18 protein-coding genes are annotated in these 23271 nt (G+C 62.6%); 8 read left to right on the top strand and 10 right to left on the bottom strand.

Going from position 1 to position 23271, the window contains the following annotated elements; all coding sequences use genetic code 11:
- A partial coding sequence (locus VKV28_08440) for a hypothetical protein (GenBank protein ID HLH76816.1) occupies nucleotides 1–362 on the top strand: 362 nt, incomplete at its 5' end.
- 9 nt (nucleotides 363–371) lie between these two features.
- On the opposite strand, the gene VKV28_08435 is transcribed toward VKV28_08440, so the two are convergent.
- The 8 genes from VKV28_08435 to glmU all read right to left on the bottom strand — a co-directional run bounded on the left by VKV28_08435 (nucleotide 372) and on the right by glmU (nucleotide 13889).
- Nucleotides 372–986: a YbhB/YbcL family Raf kinase inhibitor-like protein gene (locus VKV28_08435; protein HLH76815.1), complete on the bottom strand. Its 615-nt coding sequence runs from the start codon at nucleotides 984–986 to the stop codon at nucleotides 372–374.
- A gap of 469 nt (nucleotides 987–1455) precedes the next feature.
- Nucleotides 1456–1953, bottom strand: coding sequence for a hypothetical protein (locus tag VKV28_08430; protein ID HLH76814.1), 498 nt, complete (start codon nucleotides 1951–1953; stop codon nucleotides 1456–1458).
- Nucleotides 1954–2025: 72 nt separating this feature from the next.
- A complete protein-coding gene (gene gyrA / locus VKV28_08425) occupies nucleotides 2026–4536 on the bottom strand; it encodes a DNA gyrase subunit A (protein HLH76813.1) in 2511 nt (836 codons plus the stop codon).
- A gap of 103 nt (nucleotides 4537–4639) precedes the next feature.
- The gene (gene gyrB / locus VKV28_08420) at nucleotides 4640–7057 is read right to left on the bottom strand and encodes a DNA topoisomerase (ATP-hydrolyzing) subunit B (GenBank protein HLH76812.1); all 2418 of its coding nucleotides are present in this window, start codon (nucleotides 7055–7057) and stop codon (nucleotides 4640–4642) included.
- A 283-nt stretch (nucleotides 7058–7340) separates the two neighbouring features.
- Entirely contained in the window at nucleotides 7341–9095 is a 1755-nt protein-coding gene (locus tag VKV28_08415) for a cytochrome c biogenesis protein CcdA (protein ID HLH76811.1), read from the bottom strand.
- Nucleotides 9096–9264: 169 nt separating this feature from the next.
- A complete protein-coding gene (gene ribB, locus VKV28_08410) occupies nucleotides 9265–10467 on the bottom strand; it encodes a 3,4-dihydroxy-2-butanone-4-phosphate synthase (GenBank protein ID HLH76810.1) in 1203 nt (400 codons plus the stop codon).
- Between the two features lie 108 nt (nucleotides 10468–10575).
- Nucleotides 10576–12405, bottom strand: a complete 1830-nt coding sequence (glmS, locus tag VKV28_08405) for a glutamine--fructose-6-phosphate transaminase (isomerizing) (protein HLH76809.1) — start codon at nucleotides 12403–12405, stop codon at nucleotides 10576–10578.
- Between the two features lie 20 nt (nucleotides 12406–12425).
- On the bottom strand, nucleotides 12426–13889 hold the full coding sequence (gene glmU, locus VKV28_08400) for a bifunctional UDP-N-acetylglucosamine diphosphorylase/glucosamine-1-phosphate N-acetyltransferase GlmU (protein ID HLH76808.1): 1464 nt from the start codon (nucleotides 13887–13889) through the stop codon (nucleotides 12426–12428).
- 323 nt (nucleotides 13890–14212) lie between these two features.
- Between glmU and VKV28_08395 the strand changes: the two genes are divergently transcribed.
- Genes VKV28_08395 through VKV28_08365 form a run of 7 tightly spaced genes read left to right on the top strand, consistent with a single transcriptional unit; the run spans nucleotide 14213 to nucleotide 21401 of the window.
- On the top strand, nucleotides 14213–15100 hold the full coding sequence (locus VKV28_08395; protein HLH76807.1) for a tyrosine recombinase XerC: 888 nt from the start codon (nucleotides 14213–14215) through the stop codon (nucleotides 15098–15100).
- Entirely contained in the window at nucleotides 15075–15638 is a 564-nt protein-coding gene (gene hslV / locus VKV28_08390; protein HLH76806.1) for an ATP-dependent protease subunit HslV, read from the top strand. Before VKV28_08395 ends, hslV begins: the two co-directional genes overlap by 26 nt.
- Before the next feature lie 21 nt (nucleotides 15639–15659).
- Nucleotides 15660–17036 (top strand): ATP-dependent protease ATPase subunit HslU, encoded by a 1377-nt coding sequence (gene hslU, locus VKV28_08385; GenBank protein HLH76805.1) that lies wholly within the window; start codon nucleotides 15660–15662, stop codon nucleotides 17034–17036.
- Between the two features lie 33 nt (nucleotides 17037–17069).
- On the top strand, nucleotides 17070–17981 hold the full coding sequence (gene argB / locus VKV28_08380) for an acetylglutamate kinase (GenBank protein ID HLH76804.1): 912 nt from the start codon (nucleotides 17070–17072) through the stop codon (nucleotides 17979–17981).
- Nucleotides 17982–18022: 41 nt separating this feature from the next.
- Nucleotides 18023–19216 (top strand): acetylornithine transaminase, encoded by a 1194-nt coding sequence (locus tag VKV28_08375; protein HLH76803.1) that lies wholly within the window; start codon nucleotides 18023–18025, stop codon nucleotides 19214–19216.
- The gene (argF, locus tag VKV28_08370; protein HLH76802.1) at nucleotides 19213–20139 is read left to right on the top strand and encodes an ornithine carbamoyltransferase; all 927 of its coding nucleotides are present in this window, start codon (nucleotides 19213–19215) and stop codon (nucleotides 20137–20139) included. The genes VKV28_08375 and argF overlap by 4 nt, the downstream gene beginning before the upstream one ends.
- 53 nt (nucleotides 20140–20192) lie before the next feature.
- On the top strand, nucleotides 20193–21401 hold the full coding sequence (locus VKV28_08365) for an argininosuccinate synthase (GenBank protein HLH76801.1): 1209 nt from the start codon (nucleotides 20193–20195) through the stop codon (nucleotides 21399–21401).
- A gap of 402 nt (nucleotides 21402–21803) precedes the next feature.
- Here the strand turns inward: VKV28_08365 and VKV28_08360 are convergent, their stop codons facing one another.
- Together VKV28_08360 and VKV28_08355 are read right to left on the bottom strand one after the other, a co-directional pair.
- Complete coding sequence (locus VKV28_08360; GenBank protein ID HLH76800.1) at nucleotides 21804–22475, bottom strand: TetR/AcrR family transcriptional regulator; 672 nt, start codon at nucleotides 22473–22475, stop codon at nucleotides 21804–21806.
- Nucleotides 22476–22587: 112 nt separating this feature from the next.
- Entirely contained in the window at nucleotides 22588–23262 is a 675-nt protein-coding gene (locus VKV28_08355; GenBank protein HLH76799.1) for a TetR/AcrR family transcriptional regulator, read from the bottom strand.
- Nucleotides 23263–23271: the final 9 nt, after the last annotated feature.

Below are 23271 nucleotides of genomic sequence, written 5' to 3'. Positions count from 1 at the left end.
GGACCCGCCAGTCGGCTGAATTAATGGGTACCGTGCATCTGTACGTCGATTACACCGCCCCCGTACAGGCGATCCGCCAAGAGCTCACCCGCCTGACCAAGGGCCTGCCGCAATGGGATGGCAAGGTCTGTGTGCTGCAAGTCACCCACGCCACCGAGCACAGCCTGGAGTTGCGAGCTCTGGTCAGCGCCAAGAATTCCAGCTTGCTGTGGGACTTGCGCTGCGCGGTGCGCGAGCAACTGCTGGAATTCATTCAGCAGAACTATCCTCAATGTCTACCCAGAACCCGCGCCGAGCTGGCGCCTGTGCCGGGGTCCTTACTCGGCGAGGGCCGTACCTTAAGCGCTCCAACGCGCCCGTGATGATGATGGTTAGGGCGCGCTCTCGCGCTTCGCGGAAGGTGAAGTTCCGGTGGGCGGCGGGGCAAGCATTCCCACTAACTGCGCCCGCTCCAGGATATGTCCCTTCATCGCGGACTGAAGCTGTGAGAAATCGGCATTTTTGACTGCGATATTTCGGTCCAAGGCGTACAAAGTAAAGTCATAGCGATTCGTTTGGCCCGGATGGCGCGGGCAGGGGCCGTCATATTTCAGATGGCCGAGCTGGTTGCGGCCCGGCTCTCCGATCCGCCTTGAAACACGGAAATCTCCGTCCCTGGCGGGCGGGATGTTGTACACAATCCAGTGGATGACCTTGTGGGGCGAAGTGAGGTCCTGCAGGGTCAGGGCCAGGCTTTTCGTCTCAGGCGGAACATCGGACCATCGCAGGGGTGGCGGAACGCTTTTGCCGCCTTCGGCGGCGCAGGCGTAGATCTGCGGAAGCCGGCCATTTGGCGGGAAGGCGGGACTATGGAGTTCCATCGCCAGCGCTCGAGTCGCGACGACACCGAACACCAGTACGAGAGCCGCCGTCAATCGAGGATGCGTCGCATGAGTGCTCTGATGCGTGATGCGGCAAGGTCGGCTCGGAGCAACCAGTCCCTTCATACCTTCCTCCCTGGCGGCACTTTCAGCCATTTTGGCAGCCTGCGCGCTTTGAATACTAAGTTGCCTCGATAGACTTCCAGGACGCGCTTCATGCGATTTCGCACGGACGAGTTGTCCAAAATTATGACCCGATCGACAAGTTTGAAAATCCGAACAAGGTTTCCCAGGCTACGTCCGTAGCGCCTTCGGACGTCGGCCGCTGGCACATCATGCCCGCCTTGGCTTACCCGTTCGCGGACCCGCTCGATGGCCAGTTCCGGGACTGCCAAGCCCGATGTAGACCACGCCGACGCTCCAGCCATCGGACCTCACGCGCTCGGTCAGCTTTATATGACGTCGCCCTGAAAGCGTTGTCTCGATCGCAAAGCTCCGGCGCTGCTCCAGGAGCTCGGCCGTGCGGCGAACCGTCCGGCGATCGGCTTGAAAAGCCCTGCTTTCTGATGACAGTGGGGAAAAATTGTCAACCAACTCATCCGGCTTTACGGTTCCTTCGACGTCCGCGGCCAAGTTGGGCGCATACGTGCTCTTGCCGGCGCCGTTGGGCCCGGCCAGCAGCCACAGCCATGGCCCGCCCCTCATCGGCGAGGCAGCTCTCGAAGAACCTCATCGCCCTCGTAACGCGGACCTCGAACCGGCGGCCATCGGCGGTTTGCTTGACCAGCCTTTCCTGGTTGTCGATGAAATAGACCGCCTCGCCGGCGGCGCGGAGTCGGCTGACAGCCTGTTCGGCGACGAATCGCCCTGCGTACTCGACGCGCTCCGAGAACTCTTCAGCGCGCGCCGATGCGTCGGGATCCGACCAGGCCACAAAAGGAAATATGCGCGATTCTCCCCCAATGTCGTACAGCACGTCCAGCGAGGCCACGAAGCGACGAACAGCAACGAGTGAATCGAACTGCCAAACGACTCGCGCGGCAGCGCTGCGCGACCGCTCTTTGCCCGTGAGCCTATCGACCTTGTGTTCCACGGCAAATCACCCCCCGGTTGTGACGCCGCGCCCGACTTCCACGAGGACGGGCGGACGCGGAGACCGCCCCCTTTACTCCGAACTGCCCTCGTCTTCCTCCTCTTCGCCATTGTCGCCCTCGTCGCGCTCGGCCAGCCCCGCCATCGCGCGCACGTGTTCGCCCGGCTCCAGCCGCACCAGCCGCACGCCCTGAGTATTGCGCCCGCTAACCCGCACCCCCTTGGCGTCGAGTCGAATCACCTTGCCGCCGTCGGTGATCAGCATCACTTGATCGTCGCTACCCACCTGGCGCACACCCACCACCTTGCCGGTTTTCTCGGTGACCTGCATGGTGACCACGCCCTTGCCACCGCGATGGGTCAGGCGATACTCCGAGGCCGGACTGCGTTTGCCATAGCCTAACTCGGAGACCGCCAGCAGGGTTTCGGTGTCGCGCACCGTGGCCATCGACACTACTTCGTCGGCCGCCGCGCCGTTGCCCGCCACATCCAGCTCCATCGCCTTGACGCCGTAAGTGCCGCGCCCCATCGGCCGCACCTCGGCTTCCTTGAAGCGGATGGCCTGGCCCTCGCGGGTGGAGAGCACGATTTCCTGATTGCCGTCGGTGATCCGCACGGCGATCAGTGCGTCATTGTCCTCCAGCAGGATGGCGATAATTCCATTGGCGCGCACGTTTTCGAACTGACCCAGCTCGGTTTTCTTGATCATGCCGCGCCTGGTGGCGAACAGCAGGTAGCGTCCCTCGCTTTCCTTGGGCACGGTGATGAAAGCCGACAGGCTCTCATTGGGCGCCAGGCTGAGCAGATTGGCGATCGAACGCCCCTTGGCGGCACGCCCGCCCTCTGGCAACTCGTGCGCCTGCAAGGCGTAAACTTTGCCCGCGCTGGTGAAGAAAAACAGCCGGTCGTGAGTGGACACCGCGACCAGGTGCTCGACGAAGTCCTCCTCGTTGGTCGAGGCGCCGGTCTTGCCCCGCCCGCCGCGGCGCTGGGTGCGGTAGAGCGACAGCGGCGTGCGCTTGATGTAACCGCCGTGGGTGACCGTCACCAGGACGTCTTCCTCGACCACCAGGTCCTCGATCGAGAGCTCGCCCTGATCCTCGATAATCTGGGTGCGGCGAGGATCGGCGAATTCCTCCTTGATGGCCGTGATTTCCTCCGCGACCAGCCCCAGCAGCTTGCGCTCGTCGGTCAGAATACCGCGCAGGCGCTCGATATTCGCCGCCGTCTCGCGATGCTCGCTTTCGATCTTGCCGCGTTCCAGCGAAGTCAGCCGGCGCAGCGTCAAATCGAGGATCGCCTGGGCCTGGAGCTGGCTCAGACTGAAGCGCGTCATCAATTGGCTGCGCGCCGACTCGGCGTCGGGCGCGGCGCGGATGAGGGCGATAATCGCGTCCAGGTTGCGCAGCGCGATCAACAGCCCGTCCAGAATATGCAGGCGGGCCTCGGCCTGGGCCAGTTCATGCTGGGTGCGCCGGGTCAGCACGCGGCGGCGATGGTCGAGAAAGGCATGCAGCATCTCGCGCAGATCAAGCTCGCGCGGCCGCCCCTCGTGAATCGACAGCATGATCAGCCCGTAACTCTGCTGCATCTGCGTCAATTTGAAGAGCTGATTGAGCACCACTCGCGGCTCGGCGTCGCGCTTGAGCTCGACCACGATGCGCATCCCGTCGCGGTCGGACTCGTCGCGCAAGTCGCTGACTCCCTCGATCCGCTTGTCGTTGACCAGTTCGGCGATGCGCTCGACCAGGCGGGTTTTGTTCACCTGGTAGGGAATTTCGCGCACGATAATCGCGGAGCGACCGCTTCGCTTGTCGGTCTCGATCGCCGCCAACGCCCGCATCATCAGGCTGCCGCGCTTGTTCAGATAGGCCTGCCGCACCGCCTGCCGCCCCAGGAGCTGGCCGCCAGTGGGAAAGTCGGGCCCGGGAATGATGTCGAGGATCTGCTCCAGGCTTAGGTTCGGATTGGCCACCAGCGCCAGCAACGCGTCGCAGACCTCGCCCAGGTTGTGGGGCGGAATGTTGGTGGCCATCCCCACCGCGATCCCGTCGGCGCCGTTGATCAGCAGGTTGGGCAGTTGCGCGGGCAGGACTTCGGGCTCCTTCTGGGAGCCGTCGAAGTTGGGGATAAAATCGACCGTATCCTTGTCGATGTCGGCCAGCATCCGCTCGGCCAGCCGAGTCAGGCGGCATTCGGTGTAGCGATACGCCGCGGGCGGGTCGCCGTCGATCGAGCCGAAATTACCCTGCCCATCAATCAGCGGGTAGCGCATGCTCCAGGGCTGGGCCATCCGCACCAAAGCTTCGTAGACCGCGGCATCACCATGGGGGTGATAGCTCTTGAGCACTTCGCCGACCACGCCGGCGCATTTGGAGTAGCGATGATTGGCCAGCAGCCCCTCGCGAAACATCGCGTAAAGAATCCGGCGGTGGACCGGCTTGAGGCCGTCACGCATTTCGGGCAGCGCCCGGCCGATATTGACCGACATTGCGTAGTCCAAATAGGACTGCCGCATGTCATCTTCGATATTGAGTAGCGCGGGTTCGTTGCCCAGCGGTTGATTGCCGTCGGTGGTTGCCATTTATTTCGTGTTCCGCTTAACGGGGAAGTCCAAGCCGCGCCTCGCGGGCGCGGCGCACAAATCCGGTGCCAGGGTAGCGAACGGGGGCGCGCCGCCCGCCCCGCTAAATGTCAAGGTTGCGTACGTTGAGCGCGTTCTCTTCGATAAATTGTCGGCGCGGCTCGACCTGATCACCCATCAGTTTGGTGAACATCTCCTCGGCCTCCTCCTGCGAGCCCACCCGCACCTTGAGCATCGAACGGGTTTCAGGGTTCATGGTGGTGGCCCAAAGCTGATCGGGATTCATCTCACCCAGGCCTTTGTAGCGCTGGATTTCAACGCCTTTTTGCCCCGCCACCAGCACCCCTTCGGCCAGCGCCTTGAGCGATTCAAGGTTGCGCGGCTGCTCGCCGCCGTTGACCACGAAGGGCAGCGGATAACTCTCCAGCTCCGGCTGCAGGCGGCGAATCTCGCGCAGCTCGCCACTGTGAAACAAGGTCAGATCCACCACCGTGGGAGCAGTGGCGCCATTGTGGGCGTGAGCCAAAATGGCGCGGAAATGAGTCTCGCCGTCGGCTTCGACCCGCACCACCATCTCCGTCCGGGCGCCAATCTCCTTTTGCAGAGCCGCGCCCAAATCACGCGTCAAGTCGCGGCTCTCGAAGCTGTCGGCGCCAAACTGGCGTTGGTTGAGTAGACGGGCCAGCGCACGCACCACGTCGCGCTGCTTGGAGCGCCGCTCCAGGGCCTCGAACATGCGGTCATAATACAACGCCTTGCGCGCCAGGGTCTTGAGGGCCGTGCCCTTGAGCTCGCGCGTCTCCTTGCCCCGTCCCACCGTCACGCTCAGCGCTTCGCAGCCGAGATCAGTCAAATACTCTTCTAGCGCCGCCTCGTCCTTGAGATAGCGCTCGTTACGCCCCTTTTTGGCGCGGAACAACGGCGGTTGGGCCACGTACAGATGGCCATTTTCGATGATCTCGGGAAACTGACGAAAAAAGAAAGTCAACAGCAGGGTCCGAATATGCGAGCCGTCGACGTCGGCGTCGGTCATGATGACGATGGTGTGATAGCGCAGCTTCTCAATGTTCTTCTCCGTGCTCACCCCCATCCCCAGGGCGGTAATCAAGGTGCGTAGCTCTGCGGAGGTCAGGACCTTGTCGATGCGCGCGCGCTCGACATTGAGAATCTTGCCGCGCAGCGGCAGGATCGCCTGAGTGCGGCGGTCACGCCCCTGCTTGGCCGAGCCGCCGGCTGAATCACCCTCGACGATGAACAGCTCGCTGCGCGCCGGGTCGCGCTCCTGGCAGTCGGCCAACTTGCCCGGCAAGGAGCCCGAGTCCAGCGCCCCCTTGCGCCGGACCAATTCCTTGGCCTTGCGCGCGGCTTCGCGGGCCAGCGCCGCCTCCATCGCGCGGGCCACGATTCGACGCGCGTCGGCGGGATTTTCTTCCAGGAATTGCCCGAGCTTTTCCGCCACCACCCCGGCCACCGCGCCATCGACCTCGGAATTGCCCAACTTGGTCTTGGTCTGACCCTCGAATTGCGGCTCGGCAATCTTGATCGCGATCACCGCGGTCAGCCCCTCGCGGGTGTCCTCGCCCTCCAGATGCAGGTCCTTGTTCTTGAGCAGGTTGTTCTTTTGCGCGTAGTTGTTGATGGTCCGGGTCAGGGCCGAGCGCAAGCCTGACACATGGGTGCCACCCTCAGTGGTGTGAATATTGTTGGCGTAGCTGAAGACGGTTTCATGGACCGCGTCGGTCCATTGCAGCGCGCAATCGATATCGATCGCCTCGCGCAGGCCGTGAAAATGGATCACGCCGTGCAGGGTCTCGCGACCCTGATTCAAACTAGCGACAAACTCCCGGATCCCGCCCTGGTAAAAAAATTCTTCGCTCTTGCCGGTGCGCTCATCACTCAGGTGAATCTTCAAGCCAGCATTGAGATAGGCCATCTCACGCAGGTAGCGCGCAATGATTTCATACTTGAAGCGGACCTCGGGAAAAATCTGCGAGTCGGGCGAAAAGGTGGTCTTGGTCCCGGTAGCGCGAGCGCTCCCGCGCACTTCGACCTTGGTCTTGGGCACACCCCGCTCATAACGCTGATAGTAAATCTGGCCCTCGCGTTTAACCTCGACCTCGAACTCCTCGCTCAGCGCATTGACTACCGAGGCGCCGACGCCGTGCAAACCGCCGGACACCTTATAGGCTCCGCGATCGAACTTGCCCCCGGCGTGCAACACTGTGTGGACCACCTCCAACGCCGAACGCTTCTCCGTCGGATGCATCCCTACCGGGATCCCTCGCCCGTTGTCCTCGACCGTCACCCGGTCGTCGCTGTGAATCACCACCCCGATCTCTGTGCAGTGACCCGCCAGCGCTTCGTCCACCGAGTTGTCGACGATCTCGATCACCAAGTGATGCAGTCCGCGTTCAGCGGTATCACCGATGTACATCCCGGGCCGTTTCCGCACCGCCTCCAGCCCTTCCAGGATCCGAATCGATTCCGCCCCGTATGCCTCAGAAGTTCGATTATTGGCCATATAATTAGGGAGCCCACCACGTCCCAACCAAGCATCAACAATATATTCCAGATAATAGTCTGAGTAAAGCCTCGACCGGCAGCTTATGAGGAATGTGTAAAACGATGGTTCTATTTTATAGCCGTCTTACCTAGTCAAGTGTGTCAATATTCTTTTGCGGTTTTCAGCGGTTTAACGAGATCGGATCGACCTTCTAACTCGCAATAATAGAATGCTGTACTAAACCTTTTTGGCGAGCGATGGCTGTGACCCTTCGCGCACGCGCTGAAGTTGGTCGGCGTAGCTAGTTGATAGCCTTCAACGACTGGAGGAAATCCTGCGGACCGGTGTACCCAACCAGGGTCTGAGTGATGCGACCCTGACGATTGATCAACACCACCGTGGGTACGCCCTGAATCGAGAACTGCTTTATCAGAGCATCCGTGGCATCGTCGGAATGGGTGAGATCGGCGCGAAAGACGGCGAATCGGCGCGCTTCTTGGAGCACGGAGCGATCGGTAAAAGTGGTCCGCTCCATTTCCCGGCACGGCACGCACCAGTCGGCGGAGAAATCGATAATAGCGGGTTGATGGCGCGCGCTGGCAGCCGACAGCAGGCTCGGGCTGTAGGCGGCAAACTCCAGATGGGTAGGCTGGCGGCTAAACCTGAGCAGGTAAACGAGGGCTGCCAGCGAGGCGATTCCAAGGGCCAGCTTGAGCATCCGGAAGCCATGCAATTGACCTCCAATGGGTGAGATCAAACCTAAATAGATTCCCACCGCGACCGCATAATAGGGCAGCAGCCCGATCAGCCGATCACCGGGAACTAGCGGTGCAACAAAATAGATCGCCAAACCGATCAGGATGAAGCCGAACAGATGTTCGACCCAGGCCAACCATTCTCCCGAGCGGGGCAGCCTGCGGATATTGCCGGCCGCCAGCGCCAGCGCGATGTAAGGCAACCCCAGACCAAGGGCAAGCACAAAAAAGACCGCCAGGCCGAATAGCGCACTGCCCCGTTGCTCGACCATCACCAACAAACCGAGGACGAAGGGACCAATGCAGGGCGCAGCCACCACCCCCATCCCCAGCCCCATCAGTAAGGCCCCAGCCATACCGGGTCGGGCCACCGCTACCCGGCGCATCATCCAGGCCGGCGGCTGCAAACTGAACCAGCCGAAGCTTGAGGCCGCCAGCAGGAGCATCATCGCGGCCAGCATCGCCAGCACTAAGGGTTGCTGCAGCAGTGCACCGAACAGCCCGCCGGAGAGCGCGGCCGCGGTCCCGACCGCGGAAAACGTTAGGCAGATTCCGGCCACATAAAGCAGCGCCAAGACCAAGCCGCCGCGAGTGCCGCGACCGCCCTGGTTACCGAAGTACGCAATCGTCACGCCGATCAGCGGATAAACACAGGGGGTCAAGTTGAGCGCAATCCCGCCCAAAAAGACCAGCAGGAAGCCCAGCCACAAGCCGTGGACAGCAAAAACCCGGCTAGCCGAGGGCTCTTGCGAAGCTAGGGCCTGCGACGCGGGGGCGGGCTGGGAATCGCTGCGGGCCGCGGCGAGCTGGTAGTGGTCTTGCACCGAGGTCGGCGGCAAGCACTGCACATCGTTGCAGGCCTGGTAATCCAGCTTGACGTCGAAGTCCACGGGCATTCCCGGCAACGGGCCGTCGCCCACCACCGTCATCGTGGCTGCGAACTTCACACTCCCGCTGAAGACCGCCAACTTTTCGCCTTTGGAGAAGGACGGCACGATTATCTGGGCAGGCGGATAGGTGACATTCCTCAGCTTGAGCAAGTCCGCTGGCGGGTTCACCGACAAGTGGGTGGGAATATAATACGGCTCCAGCGGATGGTCGGAATTGATGTGCCATCCCGAAGCGATGGTCACCCCCACGACGAGGGTCCAGGGCGCGTTGCGCCGGGAGCCTGGCTTCAACTCGGCCGCGCTCAGATGCACCACCTGGTTCGCGTGCGGCAAGGCCCTGGCCGGCGCTGCACAGACCAACCCGAAGATGGCCCACAGCATCAGCACAAGGTTGAACCTAAAACTCCTCACTCTTCTGTCACCGATGGGTAGGATTCGCGTCTAGCCGCCCGTCATCCGCGTTTAAGCCCCCCTTTGTGCAAAGCATTGTCAGGACACTATCCTCAACATGGCCTCACGGGACTTAAAAGGCGCCTCATCAAGCGGGCTCAGCTCGCGGCTTGGAGGTGACCCCCCGAGCTCAAACGCTTCCGTCGCGTTGCGGAGTACCGTTGTGCGAAGCCAACCGTCCGTCTTCCAGAGACAGTGGTAGCGCCTCGACCAGCTCCAGGCCGTAGCCGGTCAAATTGGCCAGGCGCGGCGCACGATCGGAGAGCAACACCATTTTACGAACGCCGATATCGCGCAGGATCTGTGCTCCAATGCCATAATCGCGAAAATCCCCGCCCACCGTATTGTCGGCTTGGGTGCTGGCCAACGGCGGCGACGTGGTGGGGCCACCCAATTCGGCTGCCAGTGCATTGAAACTTCGCTTAAGATACAGGATCACTCCGCGACCTGCCGCCGCAATCTGACGCATCGCCGCCGTCATCAGGGCGCGGGTATCGCGTTCCTGGTAGGCAAAGACGTCGCCGGCCAAATATTCCCGATGGGCACGAACCAATATCGGTTCGTTTGGGTCGACCGCACCCATGACCAACACCAGATGCTCGGTCAAGTCGACCAGATCGCGATAGACCATCGCTTCGAACTCACCGTACTCGGTGGGTAGGCGAGCCTGAGCTACGCGCTGCACCAGGGTCTCGATCCGCAAGCGGTACTCGATGATATCGGCTACGGTCAGGATTTTGAGTTTGTGCCGGCGAGCGAAAAGCACCAGGTCGTCGCGGCGCGCCATCGATCCGTCGTCCTTGAGAATCTCGCAAATGACGCCGGCGGGTTTCAAACCGGCCAAGCGCGCCAAGTCTACCGCACCCTCGGTCTGTCCGCTGCGCACCAGGACACCGCCCTCGCGCGCGCGCAAGGGATAGACGTGGCCGGGGCTTATGAATTCGTTGCCCAACGCATCCTCGCGCACGGCGTGCAGAATGGTAGTGGCGCGATCGCGGGCCGATACCCCCGACCCGGAAATGCGGCGGGCGTTGATTGAGTTGGTAAAGGCCGTACCCAGCGGTGAGGTATTGTCGCCCACCATCATGCTCAAGCCCAAGCGCTCGATCCGTTCCGCCGCCATCGGCAGGCAGACTAGACCGCGCCCGTATTTGAGCATGAAATTGATCGCTTCGGGGGTGACCTTCTCGGCTACCATGCACAGATCGCCCTCGTTTTCGCGCTGCTCGTCGTCCATCAGGACGACCATGCGCCCGCGGCGCAACTCCTCCAACGCGTCTTCGACGCTCGTGAACGGGGGCGCGATCTCGCGCGGCGTCAGGTCGGTGAACATGGTTTAAGCGGCGCCCGCCGCGGCTTCATATAAGGGGCCGAGGGCGGAAGTTACCTGGTCACATTTTACGTCGGGCCCGCAGCAGTGAATAGATGTGTCCTTTGGGTGCTACTCGACGGTCACCGATTTGGCCAGATTGCGCGGCTGATCGACGTCGGTGCCACGGTAGACCGCGATATGATAGGCCAGCAACTGCAGCGGTACGGTCATCAGCACCGGCATCAGCAGCCGGTTGGTGCTGGGCACCTCGATCACCTCCCAGGCCACCTCCTCCAGCTCGCTGTCTCGGGTGTCGGTAACCGCTATGATTCGCCCGTTGCGCGATTCCACCTCCTTGAGGTTGGACAGAGTCTTATCGAACACGTCGTCGCGCGGAATCAGGACCACCACCGGCAGGTTCTCGTCGATAAGCGCGATGGGTCCGTGCTTCATCTCACCGGCTGAATAACCCTCGGCATGGATGTACGAAATTTCCTTGAGTTTGAGCGCCCCCTCCAGCGCCACCGGATAATTGATACCGCGACCTAAAAAGAGAAAGTCGCTGGCCTTGCCGTACTTGCGCGCAATCTTTTCGATCTGCCGCTCGCGCCCCAACGCCGCCTGTATCTGGCTTGGGATAGCCATCGCAGCGGCCAGTAATTCGCGGCTGACGCTGTGCTCCAACCGCTCGCGGCGCTGGCCTAGGTGAATTGCGAACAAATAGAACATTTCGATCTGGGTCAGAAAGCATTTGGTCGTGGTGACGCTGATTTCGGGTCCGCACCGGGTGTAGAGCGCAGCGTCAGCCTTGCGCGCAATCGAGGAATCCAGCGTGTTGGTCAGGGCCACGACATAACTGCCGCGCCGGCGCCCCTCCTCGATCCCGGCCAGCGTGTCGGCGGTTTCGCCCGACTGGGAGACCGCCATGATCAAGGTCTGCTCGTCGATGGGAGGCCGGCGGTAGCGGAATTCGGCCGAATAATCGACCTCCACCGGGATTTGGCAGAGTTCCTCGAGGATGAATTTGCCAATTAGCGAGGAGATCCACGAAGCGCCTGCGCCCAACATCACGATTCTGCTGATCGGGCGCCCCATCGGTGGCAGCACTTCGCCTTCGAAGCCGACCTGGCCATTGGCGGCATTGGCGCGTCCGCTCAAGGTATTAATCCAGGACAGCGGCTGTTCGTCGATCTCTTTGCGTAGATAATGGCGAAAGCCGCCCTTGGTAGCGGCCATCGCGTCCCATTCCACCGTCCGCGGCGCGCGCGACACCGGGGTGCCGTCAAAGCGCATCAGCCGCACCTGCTCGGCGCTAATTTCGGCCACCTCGCCATCTTCCAGCACTACAATCCGGCGGGTGTGCTCCAGCAGCGCCGGAATATCGGAGGCCACGTAGTTTTCGCCTTCGCCCAGACCGATTACCAGCGGCGTCGCGCTCTTGGCCGCGACCAGTTGGCCGGGGGCGGTCTCTGACGCCGCTACGATGGAGAAGGAACCACGCAGCTCGCGCACCGTCTTCAACACCGCCTCGCACAGCGTGCTGCCAGCTTTAACTCGCTCCTCAATCAGGTGCGCGATCACCTCGCTATCGGTCTCCGAGCGCAACCGATGGCCGCGACCGCTCAGCGCCTCGCGCAGCTCGACGTAATTCTCGACAATGCCGTTATGAATGAGCGCTACCGGACCGGCCTGATGGGGATGGGCGTTTTCCTCCGAGGGCCGTCCATGAGTGGCCCAACGGGTATGACCAATGCCGACCACACCGTGAATGGGCTGGGCCGCCAGCAACAGCTCCAGATTGGCCAATTTGCCTACCGCGCGGCGCAGTTCCAGGCGCCCAGCGCCGTCGATCAGTCCGATTCCCGCCGAGTCGTAGCCGCGATATTCCAACCGCTTCAGCCCACCCAGCAGAATAGGCACCGCGTCTCGGTCGCCTGCGTATCCTACAATGCCGCACATCTGGCCTTGCCTCCGTGCTCTTACTCGTTAGCCTTACCCGGCCGCTGGCGTGTCCCGCGATGGCGTTGATGCCAGGTGCGGGTCCAACCCTCGCGTTCGCGCTGGGGATGGTGCGAGAGGGCCAGCGCGCCAGCCGGCACATCGCGCACTACGGTGGTACCCGATGCCACATAGGCCTCGTCCCCGATGCTTACCGGCGCGATTAACTGACTGTCGCAACCCACCATGCAGTGATCGCCGATCCGGCTTTGATGCTTATCGTAACCGTCGTAATTGACCGTGATCACGCCGCAACCGATGTTGGTCTGCTCACCGACGGTGACATCGCCCAGGTAGCTGAGATGGCTGGCTTTACTGCCCTGGCCGATACGGGCTTGCTTGGTCTCCACGAAGTTGCCGATTCGATTACCCCCGCTCAGTTCCGTACCTTCGCGCAGATGAGCGAAAGGACCCACTTCGCATTGCTCACCAATGCGGCAGCGCTCGGCGCGCACACCTAGCTTGAGATGGCTGCCCGCACCCACGCTAACCTCGCGCAGCCAAGCGGTACCGTCGATCCGCACGCCGGCGGCGATGCGGCTGGCCCCCAAGATCTGCACGTTGGGACCGATTATAGTATCGGCGCCAATCTCCACTTCAGGGTCGATGTAGGCGGTGTCGGGATCGACCAGCGTGACGCCCGCCGCCATCAGGCGGCGGTTGACGGTCTTGCGGATTTCGGCATTCACCTGCGCCAACTCCTCCAGGGAATTGATCCCGACAAATTCCTGCGGGTCGGCGGCGCGAAAGCCGCCTACCGCCAGGCCGCGCGCGCGCGCGATTGCGACCAAATCGGTAAGATAAAACTCGCCCTGCGCGTTGGCGCTGCTGATCGCGCTCAGCCCTTGGCGCAAAAAATTCGCCCCGGCAACGTACACTCCGGCGTTGATCTCGCGCAGCGCGCGTTGCTCGCCCACCGCATCGCAAGCTTCGACAATGGCCGCTACCGCGCCGCTGGGTTCGCGAATGATGCGGCCGTAACTGGCTGGTTCTTCCAACTCCAAGGTGATCAGGGACAACGCCATTTTGCCGGCGCGATGGTGTGAGAGAAGCTGGGCCAACGTGGCAGCGCGTAGCGCGGGAACATCACCATAGGTAATGAGCACGTCCCCGCCAAACTGCGCCGGCATCGCCGCCATCCCACAGCGCGCGGCATCGCCCGTGCCACGCTGAACGGGTTGGGAGGCAAAAATCACCTCGCGCCCGGGGTAGGCACGCGCTACCGCCTCTTGAACCAAGTCGGCCTGATGACCCACGACGATCACAACCGGCGCAATCCCCAGCTCGAACAGCGGCGCCAGCGCACGCACGATCATCGGGCGCCCGCCGACCTCGTGCAGCACCTTGGCCCGCGCCGAGCGCATCCGGGTCCCCAGGCCGGCGGCGAGCACTAACGCGGCGGTGGGGGTAAGTGGGTGCTCAGCGAAGTTTTTTGAATAGGGCATCGAGTTGGCGACGGGCATCGGTGGCGGACGGTTGTGGCTGCCCAACCGTGGAAGGGCGGAAATACTCGCAGAAGTTAGCCCGTTGTTTATCCACCACTCGCTCCGCCTGCGGCTCCCGACAGTCATTATACTGTCCAGGCTGGTAATGGCCACAATTAAGGCAACTGTGGAGAGCGGTCTCACAGCCGGGACAAAGCGCTCGAAATTCGATGCGCTGGATAACGTCAATTTCGCCCGCGCATTTCCAGCACCGCATGATCGGCACACTTTTGCCCGTAATATCTCCCTGATAGCATAGCGGAGAGGGAGCTGGCGGAGCGAGCATGCTGTCCGAAATCGAGTCCTATAGCAGTTATTTGGCCAAAGTCGCGCGCGCCGCGCCCAATACCGTGGTGGCTTATCGGCGTGATCTGACGGCTTTTTGCCGGTTTCTGGCCGACTCCCGACAGACTGGGCATGCGCCCGCCCCAGACCAAATCACGCTTGATGATGTTCGGCGCTACCTAGGCCATGTGATGGAGCATCACAGCCGCGCCACCGCCAGTCGCCATTTGGCCGCCATTCGCAGCTTTTTCCGTTACCGCGAAGTCGCTTTGCAGACTTCCAACCCGACCCGCGGCTTGCGCACCCCCCGTCGCGAGCAGCGCCTGCCCGCGGTCCTGCCCGAGCGCGACATCCCGACCCTGATCGGCACCGTGGCGGCGACCGACGAAGCGGCGGCTTGGCGCGATCGAGCGATTATCGAGCTGCTTTATTCGTGCGGTTTGCGGGTGGGGGAGTTGGTCGCGCTAGACTGGGGCGATGTCGATTACGACTTGCAGTTGGTTCATGTCCGCCAGGCCAAGGGCGGCAAGGAACGGCTGGTCCCGGTGGGTGAGGTGGCCCTGCGCGCGCTCGATCAATGGCATCCCCATCAGCCCGCCGCCCTCGCCACCGGCGCGATCTTCACCAACCAACGTGGCGGGCGGCTGAGCCGGCGCGCAGTGGAGTTGATCGTGCATCAGCGGCTGCAGGCAAGCGGGTTGGGAACGCCCGCTACGCCGCACACCTTGCGCCATTCCTTCGCTACCCATCTGCTCGATCATGGGGCCGATCTGCGCGCCATCCAGGAGATGCTGGGACATGCCAGCCTGGCCACCACTCAGCGCTACACGCATGTCAGCGTCCAACGCTTGAAAGAGGTTTATGCCCGTGCCCATCCGCGCGCCTGAAGCAAACCGCATTCGCAGCACCACTATCTTGAACATCCGCCACGGCGACCGGGTTGTGATGGCGGGCGACGGCCAGGTCAGCCTGGGTCAAACCGTAATGAAGCATGGCGCGCGCAAGGTACGCAGGCTGCACAACGACCGGGTGCTGGCCGGCTTTGCCGGCTCGACTGCCGACGCTCTGACCCTGTTCGACAAGTTCGAGAGCAAGCTGCAGGAGTTCAACGGCAACCTGCGCCGCTCGGCGGTGGAGCTGGCCAAGGACTGGCGCACCGATCGGGTCTTGCGCCGGCTGGAGGCTATGTTAGTGGTGGCGGACCTGGAAAGCTCGCTGCTGCTCTCTGGCGGGGGCGATGTGATCGAACCTGACGACGGCGTAATGGCGATTGGCTCGGGGGGTAATTACGCCCTGGCGGCGGCGCGCGCGCTGGTGAAATGGGCGCCGCAGTTGAGCGCGCGCCAGATGGCCGAGGCGGCGATGACGGTGGCGGCCGATATTTGCGTGTACACTAACCGTCAGTTCGTAATCGAGGAACTCTAATTTTGAAGTGGGTTGACTGAAATGGCAGTGGCGCAGGTGATGACTCCGCGCGAGATTGTCTCCGAGCTCGACCGCTACATCGTGGGCCAGCACGAGGCCAAGCGGGCGGTGGCGATAGCCCTGCGCAACCGCTGGCGACGCCAACATGTTCCGCCCGAGCTGCGCGACGAAATCTCGCCCAAGAATATTTTGATGATCGGGCCCACCGGGGTGGGTAAAACCGAAATCTCGCGCCGCTTGGCGCGCCTGGCCCAGGCTCCATTTCTCAAAGTCGAGGCCTCCAAGTACACCGAAGTTGGATACGTGGGCCGCGACGTGGAGTCGATCATCCGCGATCTGGTCGAGACCTCGGTCAAGATGGTGCGCGAGGAAGAGCGCCAGCGGGTCGCGGTGCGAGCGCGCGAGCTGGCCGAGGAACGGCTTTTGGATTTGCTCTTCCCTCCGCCCGCCAAAACTCGCCGGCCGGCCGGCGCTAGCGCCGAAGGCCATCTATCGCCCGCCCCTGCCGACGACAGCCATCGCGATACTCGGGAGAAGCTGCGCAAGCTGTTGCATGGCGGCCATCTGGACAGCCGCGAGGTCGAGATCGAGGTCAGCGCCCAGGCCACCCCGATGGTCGAGGTCTTCACCCCGCAAGGGATGGAAGAGATGGGTGTCAACATGAAAGATCTCTTCAGCCAGTTCATGCCCAAGAAGACCAAGCGGCGCACGGTCAAGATTCCCGAAGCGCTGGAGCTGCTGACCCAGGAGGAAGCGGCTCGGTTGGTGGACATGGACCAGGTCGCGCAGGAGGCGATTACCCGAGCCGAGCAAGCCGGAATCGTGTTTATCGACGAAATCGACAAGATTGCCGGGCGCGAGGGCGGGCGCGGTCCCGATGTCTCGCGCGAGGGCGTGCAGCGCGATCTTTTGCCGATCGTCGAGGGCTCAACCATCAACACCAAGTACGGCGCGGTCCGCACCGACCACATTTTGTTCATTGCCTCGGGCGCCTTTCATACCTCCAAGCCCTCCGACCTGATTCCCGAATTCCAGGGCCGCTTTCCCATCCGGGTGGAACTCAAGGCGCTGGGGCACGATGACTTCATCCGGATTCTGACTGAACCCGAAAATGCCCTGCTCAAGCAGTACACCGCGCTGTTGCGAACCGAAGCCTTGGAGTTGAGCTTCACTCAGGACGCGGTCACCGAGTTGGCCAAAATCGCCGCCGCGGTCAACGCGCGTTCGGAAAATATCGGGGCCCGCCGCCTGCACACGGTGCTGGAGCGGCTGCTGGACGACATTTCCTTCACCGCCCCAGAATTGAGTGAAAAGCGAGTAGCGATCGATAGCGCCTACGTCCACGAGCGATTAGACCCGATCGTGCGCGACGAGGATCTCTCACGCTATATTCTGTAGCTTCACAAACCAAAACCGGCCGGGGTGGAGTCAGTGGAAGATTTGATTGAACGCGCGCAGGTCCTGATCGAGGCGCTGCCTTTCATCCAGCGCTTTCGCGGCACCACGTGCGTGATCAAGTACGGCGGTCATGCGATGCTGGCCGACGAACTCAAGCAGGGCTTCGCCCAAGACGTGGTTCTGCTCCATCTGGTCGGGATCAAACCGGTGGTAGTGCACGGCGGCGGGCCGCAGATTTCCGATCTGATCAAGCGGATGGGTTTGCAATCCAGCTTTGTACGCGGCCTGCGCGTGACTGATCAGGCCACCATGGAGCTGGTCGAAATGGCGCTGGGGCGCATCAACAAGGAGCTGGTGATGCTGTTGGGGCGCCATGGCGGGCGCGCCATCGGCCTGTCCGGACAAGACGGTAACCTGCTGCTGGCGCGCAAGCTGCGGATGATGCTGCACGACGCCCAGGGTTTGGCCAGCGAAGTCGATATCGGCCTGGTGGGCGAAGTGGTAGCGGTCAATCCCGAGCTGCTGCGGACCTTGCAGGCCGCGGATTTCATTCCGGTCATCTCGCCGGTGGGCTGCGACGGCGAAGGCCAAAGCTACAACATCAACGCCGACCTGGTGGCCGGAAAGCTAGCCAGCGCGCTCAAGGCCGACAAGTTGATGCTGATGACGGACGTGGCCGGAATTGTCGACCGCGACGGTCAACTCATCTCCACCCTGGAGGCCTCGCGCGCCAGCGCACTAATCGCCCAGGGTGTGATTTCCGAAGGGATGATTCCCAAGGTCGAATGCTGCATCGAGGCGCTGGCCGCGGGGGTGGGCAAGACTCATATTGTCGATGGTCGCCTCCTGCATGTACTGCTGCATGAAATCTTCACCCGCGCCGGAATCGGCACCCAGGTGGTGAGCAGCGCGACCGCCACCCCCAGCCTGGTTAACGCGGCTTGAAGCCGCGGCTCAGCGAGCGCCGGCCCACCACAGGAGCTATCATGACCAACGCCGAGATCGTCGATCTTACCCATCAGCACCTGGTCAACGTGTACGGCTGCCTGCCCGTGGCGCTGGCCCGCGGTGAGGGTACCTATCTCTATGACGTCGAGGGTAAGCGCTACCTGGATTTTTTTTGCGGCTTGGCGGTGACCAGTTTGGGCCATTGCCATCCCGCCGTGGTCGACGCGATCAAGCGGCAGGCCGAAACCCTGATTCACGTCTCCAACGTCTTCCATACCGAGCCGATGGCACGGCTGGCGGCCAAGCTGTCGGAGAGCTTCCACCAGGCCAAGGTGTTCTTTTGCAATTCGGGAGCTGAGGCTAACGAGGCCGCGATCAAGCTGGCTCGCCGCTGGGGTAGCGCCCAGAGCGAGGGGCGCTTCGAGATCATCGCGATGCATAACTCCTTCCATGGCCGCACCTTGGCCACGCTCAGCGTCACCGGTCAGGAAAAGTATCACCAGGGCTTCTTGCCGTTATTGCCGGGCGTCAAGCTGGTGCCCTTCGACGATGTGAGCGCGGTGGAATCGGCCTTGAGCGGGCGCACCGTAGCGATCATGGTCGAGCCTATCCAGGGCGAAGGTGGGGTCGTGGTGCCCCATCCCAACTATCTGGCCGCCCTGCGCGCGTTGTGCGATCGCCATCGCCTGCTGTTGATTTTCGATGAAGTTCAGGTCGGCGTCGGACGCACCGGACGGCTCTATGCGCACCAGCACGCCGGGGTGCGGCCCGACATCATGACTCTAGCCAAGGCCCTGGGCGGCGGCCTGCCGATCGGCGCGATGCTGGCACGGCCAGAGGTCGCCGAATGTCTCAGTCCAGGCAGCCATGGCACCACCTTCGGCGGCAATCCGGTGGCCTGCGCCGCGGCTCTGGCGGTGATGGAAACTATCGAGCGCGAGGGCTTGTTGGAAAATGGCCGAACCCTGGGCAACTATCTCATGGAAGGGCTACGCGCGCTGGATCGCGCTGGCGACACCATCAGGGAGGTTCGCGGTCAGGGCATGATCATCGGCGCGGCGTTGGCCCGCGACCCACGCCCGGTGGTCGAAGACTGCCTGCGCCAGGGGCTCATTCTCAACGCCACCGCCGGTAATGTGATGCGCCTGTTGCCGCCACTTAATCTGACTCGCGCCCAGGCCGACGCCGGCCTGGAAATGATCGGCCGGGCGCTGGCGGCAACAAGTCAATGAAACGCGATTTTTTGGCCCTTAGCGCGCTTCGCGCGGATGAAGTCGAGGCCTTGCTCGATCTGGCCGCTTGGCTGAAAGCAGACCTCAAACACGGCCTGGAGCATCCCTATCTGCGCGGCCGAACCATGGCGATGATTTTTCAGAAGCCTTCGTTGCGCACCCGCCTGACCTTCGAAACCGGCATGGGGCAGCTCGGCGGCCACGCCATCTACCTTGGACCCAACGAAGTCGGCCTGGGCGAACGCGAAGCAGTCAAGGATGTGGCGCGCAACCTCTCGCGCTGGGTCGATCTGATCATGATTCGCACCTTCGCCCATCAGACTGCGCTGGAACTGGCGAACGAGGCCAGCGTCCCGGTGATCAACGGCCTGACCGACCTGCTCCATCCCTGTCAGCTCCTGGCCGATCTGCTGACCCTACGCGAGCGGCGCGGCCCGTTGCGGGCGCAATGCGTGGCCTTCGTGGGCGACGGTTTCAACCTCGCTCATAGCTGGATCGAGGCCGCTACGGTGCTGGGGATGCAAGTTCGCCTGGCCTATCCCAAAGGCTATGAGCCGCGCCCGGAGTTTGCCGCCCAAGCGCGGCGCGCGGGCGTGATGCTGACCAACGACCCGGCCCAGGCGGTGCGCGACGCCGACGCGGTCTATACCGACACTTGGACTTCGATGGGGCAGGAGCAGGATGCCGAGCGGCGCTTGCGCGATTTTGCCGGCTTTCAGCTCAACGCAGCCCTGATAAAGCTGGCCAAACCCGACGCGCTGGTGATGCATTGCCTGCCCGCCCATCGCGGCCAGGAGATAACCGACGAAGTGATCGACGGCCCTGCCTCGGTGGTGCTCGAGCAGGCTGAAAACCGGCTGCATGCGCAGAAGGCCGTGATGCTGTGGTTGCTCAAGCCCGAAGTGGCGCGGCGCGGCGTCTAATTCAAACCAAAAAAGGCAAGGGGCGCTGGGATTGCTTCGGCGCGCGATAATCAATGGCACAAGAGCAGATTCGTAAACTGGTGCTGGCTTATTCCGGCGGCCTGGACACCTCGGTGATGCTGACCTGGATCAAGGAGCATTTCGGCTGCGAGGTGGTGGCCTACTGCGCCGACGTCGGGCAGGAAGAAGAGCTGGCGGGACTGGAGCAGAAGGCGCTGGCGACTGGGGCAAGCAAGCTTTATGTCGAAGATCTGCGCGAAGAATTCGCACGCGATTTCGTCTTCCCCATCCTGCGCGCCAATGCCCTGTACGAAGGATATTATCTGCTCGGCACCTCGATCGCCCGGCCCGCGATCGCCAAGCGCCAGGTCGAAATCGCCTTGCGCGAAGGGGCCGACACCGTAGCCCACGGCGCCACCGGCAAGGGCAACGACCAGGTCCGCTTCGAGCTCACCTTCGCGCGCTTGGCGCCCCAACTGCAGGTGCTGGCACCTTGGCGCCATCCGCAATGGGAGTTCAGCGGCCGTGGCGCGATGGTGGCTTACGCCCAGACCCGTCGCATCCCGATTACGATCACCGCTGAAAAGCCTTATTCCATGGATCGCAACCTGGTTCACGTCAGTTACGAGGGCGGGATCCTGGAGGACCCCTGGCGCGAACCTTACGAAGACATGTTTCGCCTGACCACCTCACCTCAGCAGGCCCCCGACCAGCCCGAGTATGTCGAGGTCGAGTATCTGCACGGCAACCCGGTGGCGCTGGGTGGCGAGCGCCTGCCGGCGGCCACCTTGATCCAGCGCGCCAACAGCCTGGGCGGGCGCCACGGGGTGGGACGGGTCGATCTGGTCGAAAACCGCTTCGTGGGAATGAAATCACGCGGCGTTTACGAAAGCCCGGGCGTGACCATCCTGATGCACGCCCATCGCGCGGTGGAACAATTGACCCTGGACCGCGAGCTGCTCCATCTGCGCGACTCGCTCATCCCGCGCTACGCCGAGATGGTTTACAACGGATTCTGGTTCGCACCCGAGCGTGAAGCGCTGCAAGCCTTAATCGATCACGCGCAGCAGGCGGTCAGTGGCGTCGCCCGGCTAAAGCTGTATAAGGGGCAGGTCGCGATCGTCGGGCGGCGTGCCGAGCATTCCCTGTACGATCCCAAGCTGGCCAGCTTTGAGGAGGCAGGCGGCTATCGCCAAGCCGACGCCGAGGGGTTTATCCGCCTGAACGGGCTGCGCTTGCGCGCGCTGGGCCCGTCGCGCTAGTCCGGGTCTCGTCTAAATCTATACTCCCTCGGCCTGCGCCGCGCCGGAAGGAACAGAATAATGCGTGCCTTCGTGCGCCGATTCAATCTTAAAGGACACCGCTATTTTGGTTGTGCGCTCCCGCCGTGGCTAAACTTGCGCCGACCAATCGATAGCCCGGAGAAGGCACCTATTCACTGTCAGGTATGGTAAACCTTGGTTAGGCCTTCAGCAAAACGAGTCGAACCACCAGTGCAGGGGTCGCGATGGCTAAAGTCATAAGCTTCCCACGGACACAGCGGCCGCCGGCCGAGGAGGATGGCCAGCGCTGTCCGCGATGCGGCCACAAGGCCAACGTGCATATTCGTCACCCTGACGGCAGCCGCAGTTGCGCGGCCCGGGGCTGTCCCTGCAAGTCAGCCGCTAATCCGGAGCCGCCTTGGGACCGCCCAAGCCGTGCCTGATAAATTTGACGACCGCTGCCTTGCGCCGCGCCAGCGCGCCTTCGCCCAAAGGATTCTCCGCCCCTAGCCCCTCCAGCATCGGTGTGAGCAGAAAGTAAAAGAAGATCTCGGACATCACGCTCACAATGATATCCAAGGGATCGCGCTCAACGATTCGGCCGGCTTTTATATCGCGCTTGATGTTGCTGTGCACGGCCTCCATCAGCGGCCTCAAGTGGCGTTGCGTGAACTCACGCACCCGCTCGCGATCGTCAATCAATTCGCGCGTTACCAGCAACAGCCAGTAGCGATCAGTCGCCATCAACTCGAACAACCGATCGACCAGCGCAGTCAAACGCTGCTTGGGCGACAACTCGCTGGGGCCAAAGCTGGGCAGCGCGGCCAGACCTTGGACCCGCTCCATCGCCCGCTTGAGGACCTCCTCATAGAGGTCGGCCTTGGAGCCGAAATAGTAAAATGGCAAGGCCTTGTTGACCTCGGCGCGGGCGGCGATGCGATCGGCGCGCGCCCCGCCAAAACCCACGGTAGCGAACTCCTCCTCGGCGGCGCGCAAGATCGCCTCGCGCGCCTGATGGGGCGCCAGGCGAGGCTTGAGCGTCCGTTTTTGGCGCGGCTTGGTCGTCGTGCTCACAGCGATCTCAACGGGCGAATGCTCCGCAAGGTACTCACGCCGTGTCCATCTGCGCACGATGGCACGTCGCAGCGCTAGCTTTCAAAATCGCCCCGCACCTCCCACGCGTCCGTCAAACCTCCACGGGGGGCGCGTTGGGCGAACGGTAGCCCTGTGCCATCAGCCGGCGCACGATCCGCTCGCGGGCCGCCAGCGCGGCCGGCGACAGGGGTTGGCTGAGCCCGGCATCTTCCAGAAAGGGCGCGATGAGAAAGTAGAATAACACCTCCGCCAATAGCGTGATCACTACTTGTACCGGCGGTAGATCGGCGATGATCCCTTGCTCGATACGAGCAGCGATTATATCGCAAAGTCGACTAAGCAACGGAATGAAGTGGTCACGCGCCGTGTCTCGCGCGCGAGCCCGATCGTCGATAAGTTCGCGAATCAGCAGGCGCAGACTGTTAGGGTCGCGTGACGCGAATTCAAACAGATTATGCAACAAATCGCGCAGCCGGGTGTCGGCGTCGGCGGTGCTGCCGGCATGGGCGGTGAGCACTTGACCCAAATGCTCCCAGACCTGGCTCATCACCTCGTCGTAAAGGTCGGACTTGGAGCCAAAATGATAAAAGGGTAGCGCCTTATTGACCCCGGCGCGGGCCGCGATGCGCTGGGCCCGAGCCCCGCCAAACCCGGCGGCCGCGAACTCCTGGGCCGCCGCTTCGAGAATCGCCTGACGGGCGGCTTCCGAAACCGGTCGTCGGCGCGGCGCGCCGCCCGTTTCCTTCACGCTCTTTCGCTTCTTCATCTACCCAAC

This window comes from Candidatus Binataceae bacterium, assembly GCA_035294265.1.
In the GTDB taxonomy this organism is placed as follows: domain Bacteria; phylum Desulfobacterota; class Binatia; order Binatales; family Binataceae; genus DATGLK01.
This window is presented reverse-complemented; position numbering and strand designations above follow the sequence as displayed.

Coding starts and splice junctions, on each gene's coding strand:
- VKV28_08435 (HLH76815.1), bottom strand. CDS start 986: ATGAAGGGACTGGTTGCTCCGAGCCGACCTTGCCGCATCACGCATCAG.
- gyrA (HLH76813.1), bottom strand. CDS start 4,536: ATGGCAACCACCGACGGCAATCAACCGCTGGGCAACGAACCCGCGCTA.
- gyrB (HLH76812.1), bottom strand. CDS start 7,057: ATGGCCAATAATCGAACTTCTGAGGCATACGGGGCGGAATCGATTCGG.
- ribB (HLH76810.1), bottom strand. CDS start 10,467: ATGTTCACCGACCTGACGCCGCGCGAGATCGCGCCCCCGTTCACGAGC.
- glmS (HLH76809.1), bottom strand. CDS start 12,405: ATGTGCGGCATTGTAGGATACGCAGGCGACCGAGACGCGGTGCCTATT.
- glmU (HLH76808.1), bottom strand. CDS start 13,889: ATGCCCTATTCAAAAAACTTCGCTGAGCACCCACTTACCCCCACCGCC.
- VKV28_08395 (HLH76807.1), top strand. CDS start 14,213: ATGCTGTCCGAAATCGAGTCCTATAGCAGTTATTTGGCCAAAGTCGCG.
- hslV (HLH76806.1), top strand. CDS start 15,075: ATGCCCGTGCCCATCCGCGCGCCTGAAGCAAACCGCATTCGCAGCACC.
- hslU (HLH76805.1), top strand. CDS start 15,660: ATGGCAGTGGCGCAGGTGATGACTCCGCGCGAGATTGTCTCCGAGCTC.
- VKV28_08375 (HLH76803.1), top strand. CDS start 18,023: ATGACCAACGCCGAGATCGTCGATCTTACCCATCAGCACCTGGTCAAC.
- argF (HLH76802.1), top strand. CDS start 19,213: ATGAAACGCGATTTTTTGGCCCTTAGCGCGCTTCGCGCGGATGAAGTC.
- VKV28_08365 (HLH76801.1), top strand. CDS start 20,193: ATGGCACAAGAGCAGATTCGTAAACTGGTGCTGGCTTATTCCGGCGGC.
- VKV28_08355 (HLH76799.1), bottom strand. CDS start 23,262: ATGAAGAAGCGAAAGAGCGTGAAGGAAACGGGCGGCGCGCCGCGCCGA.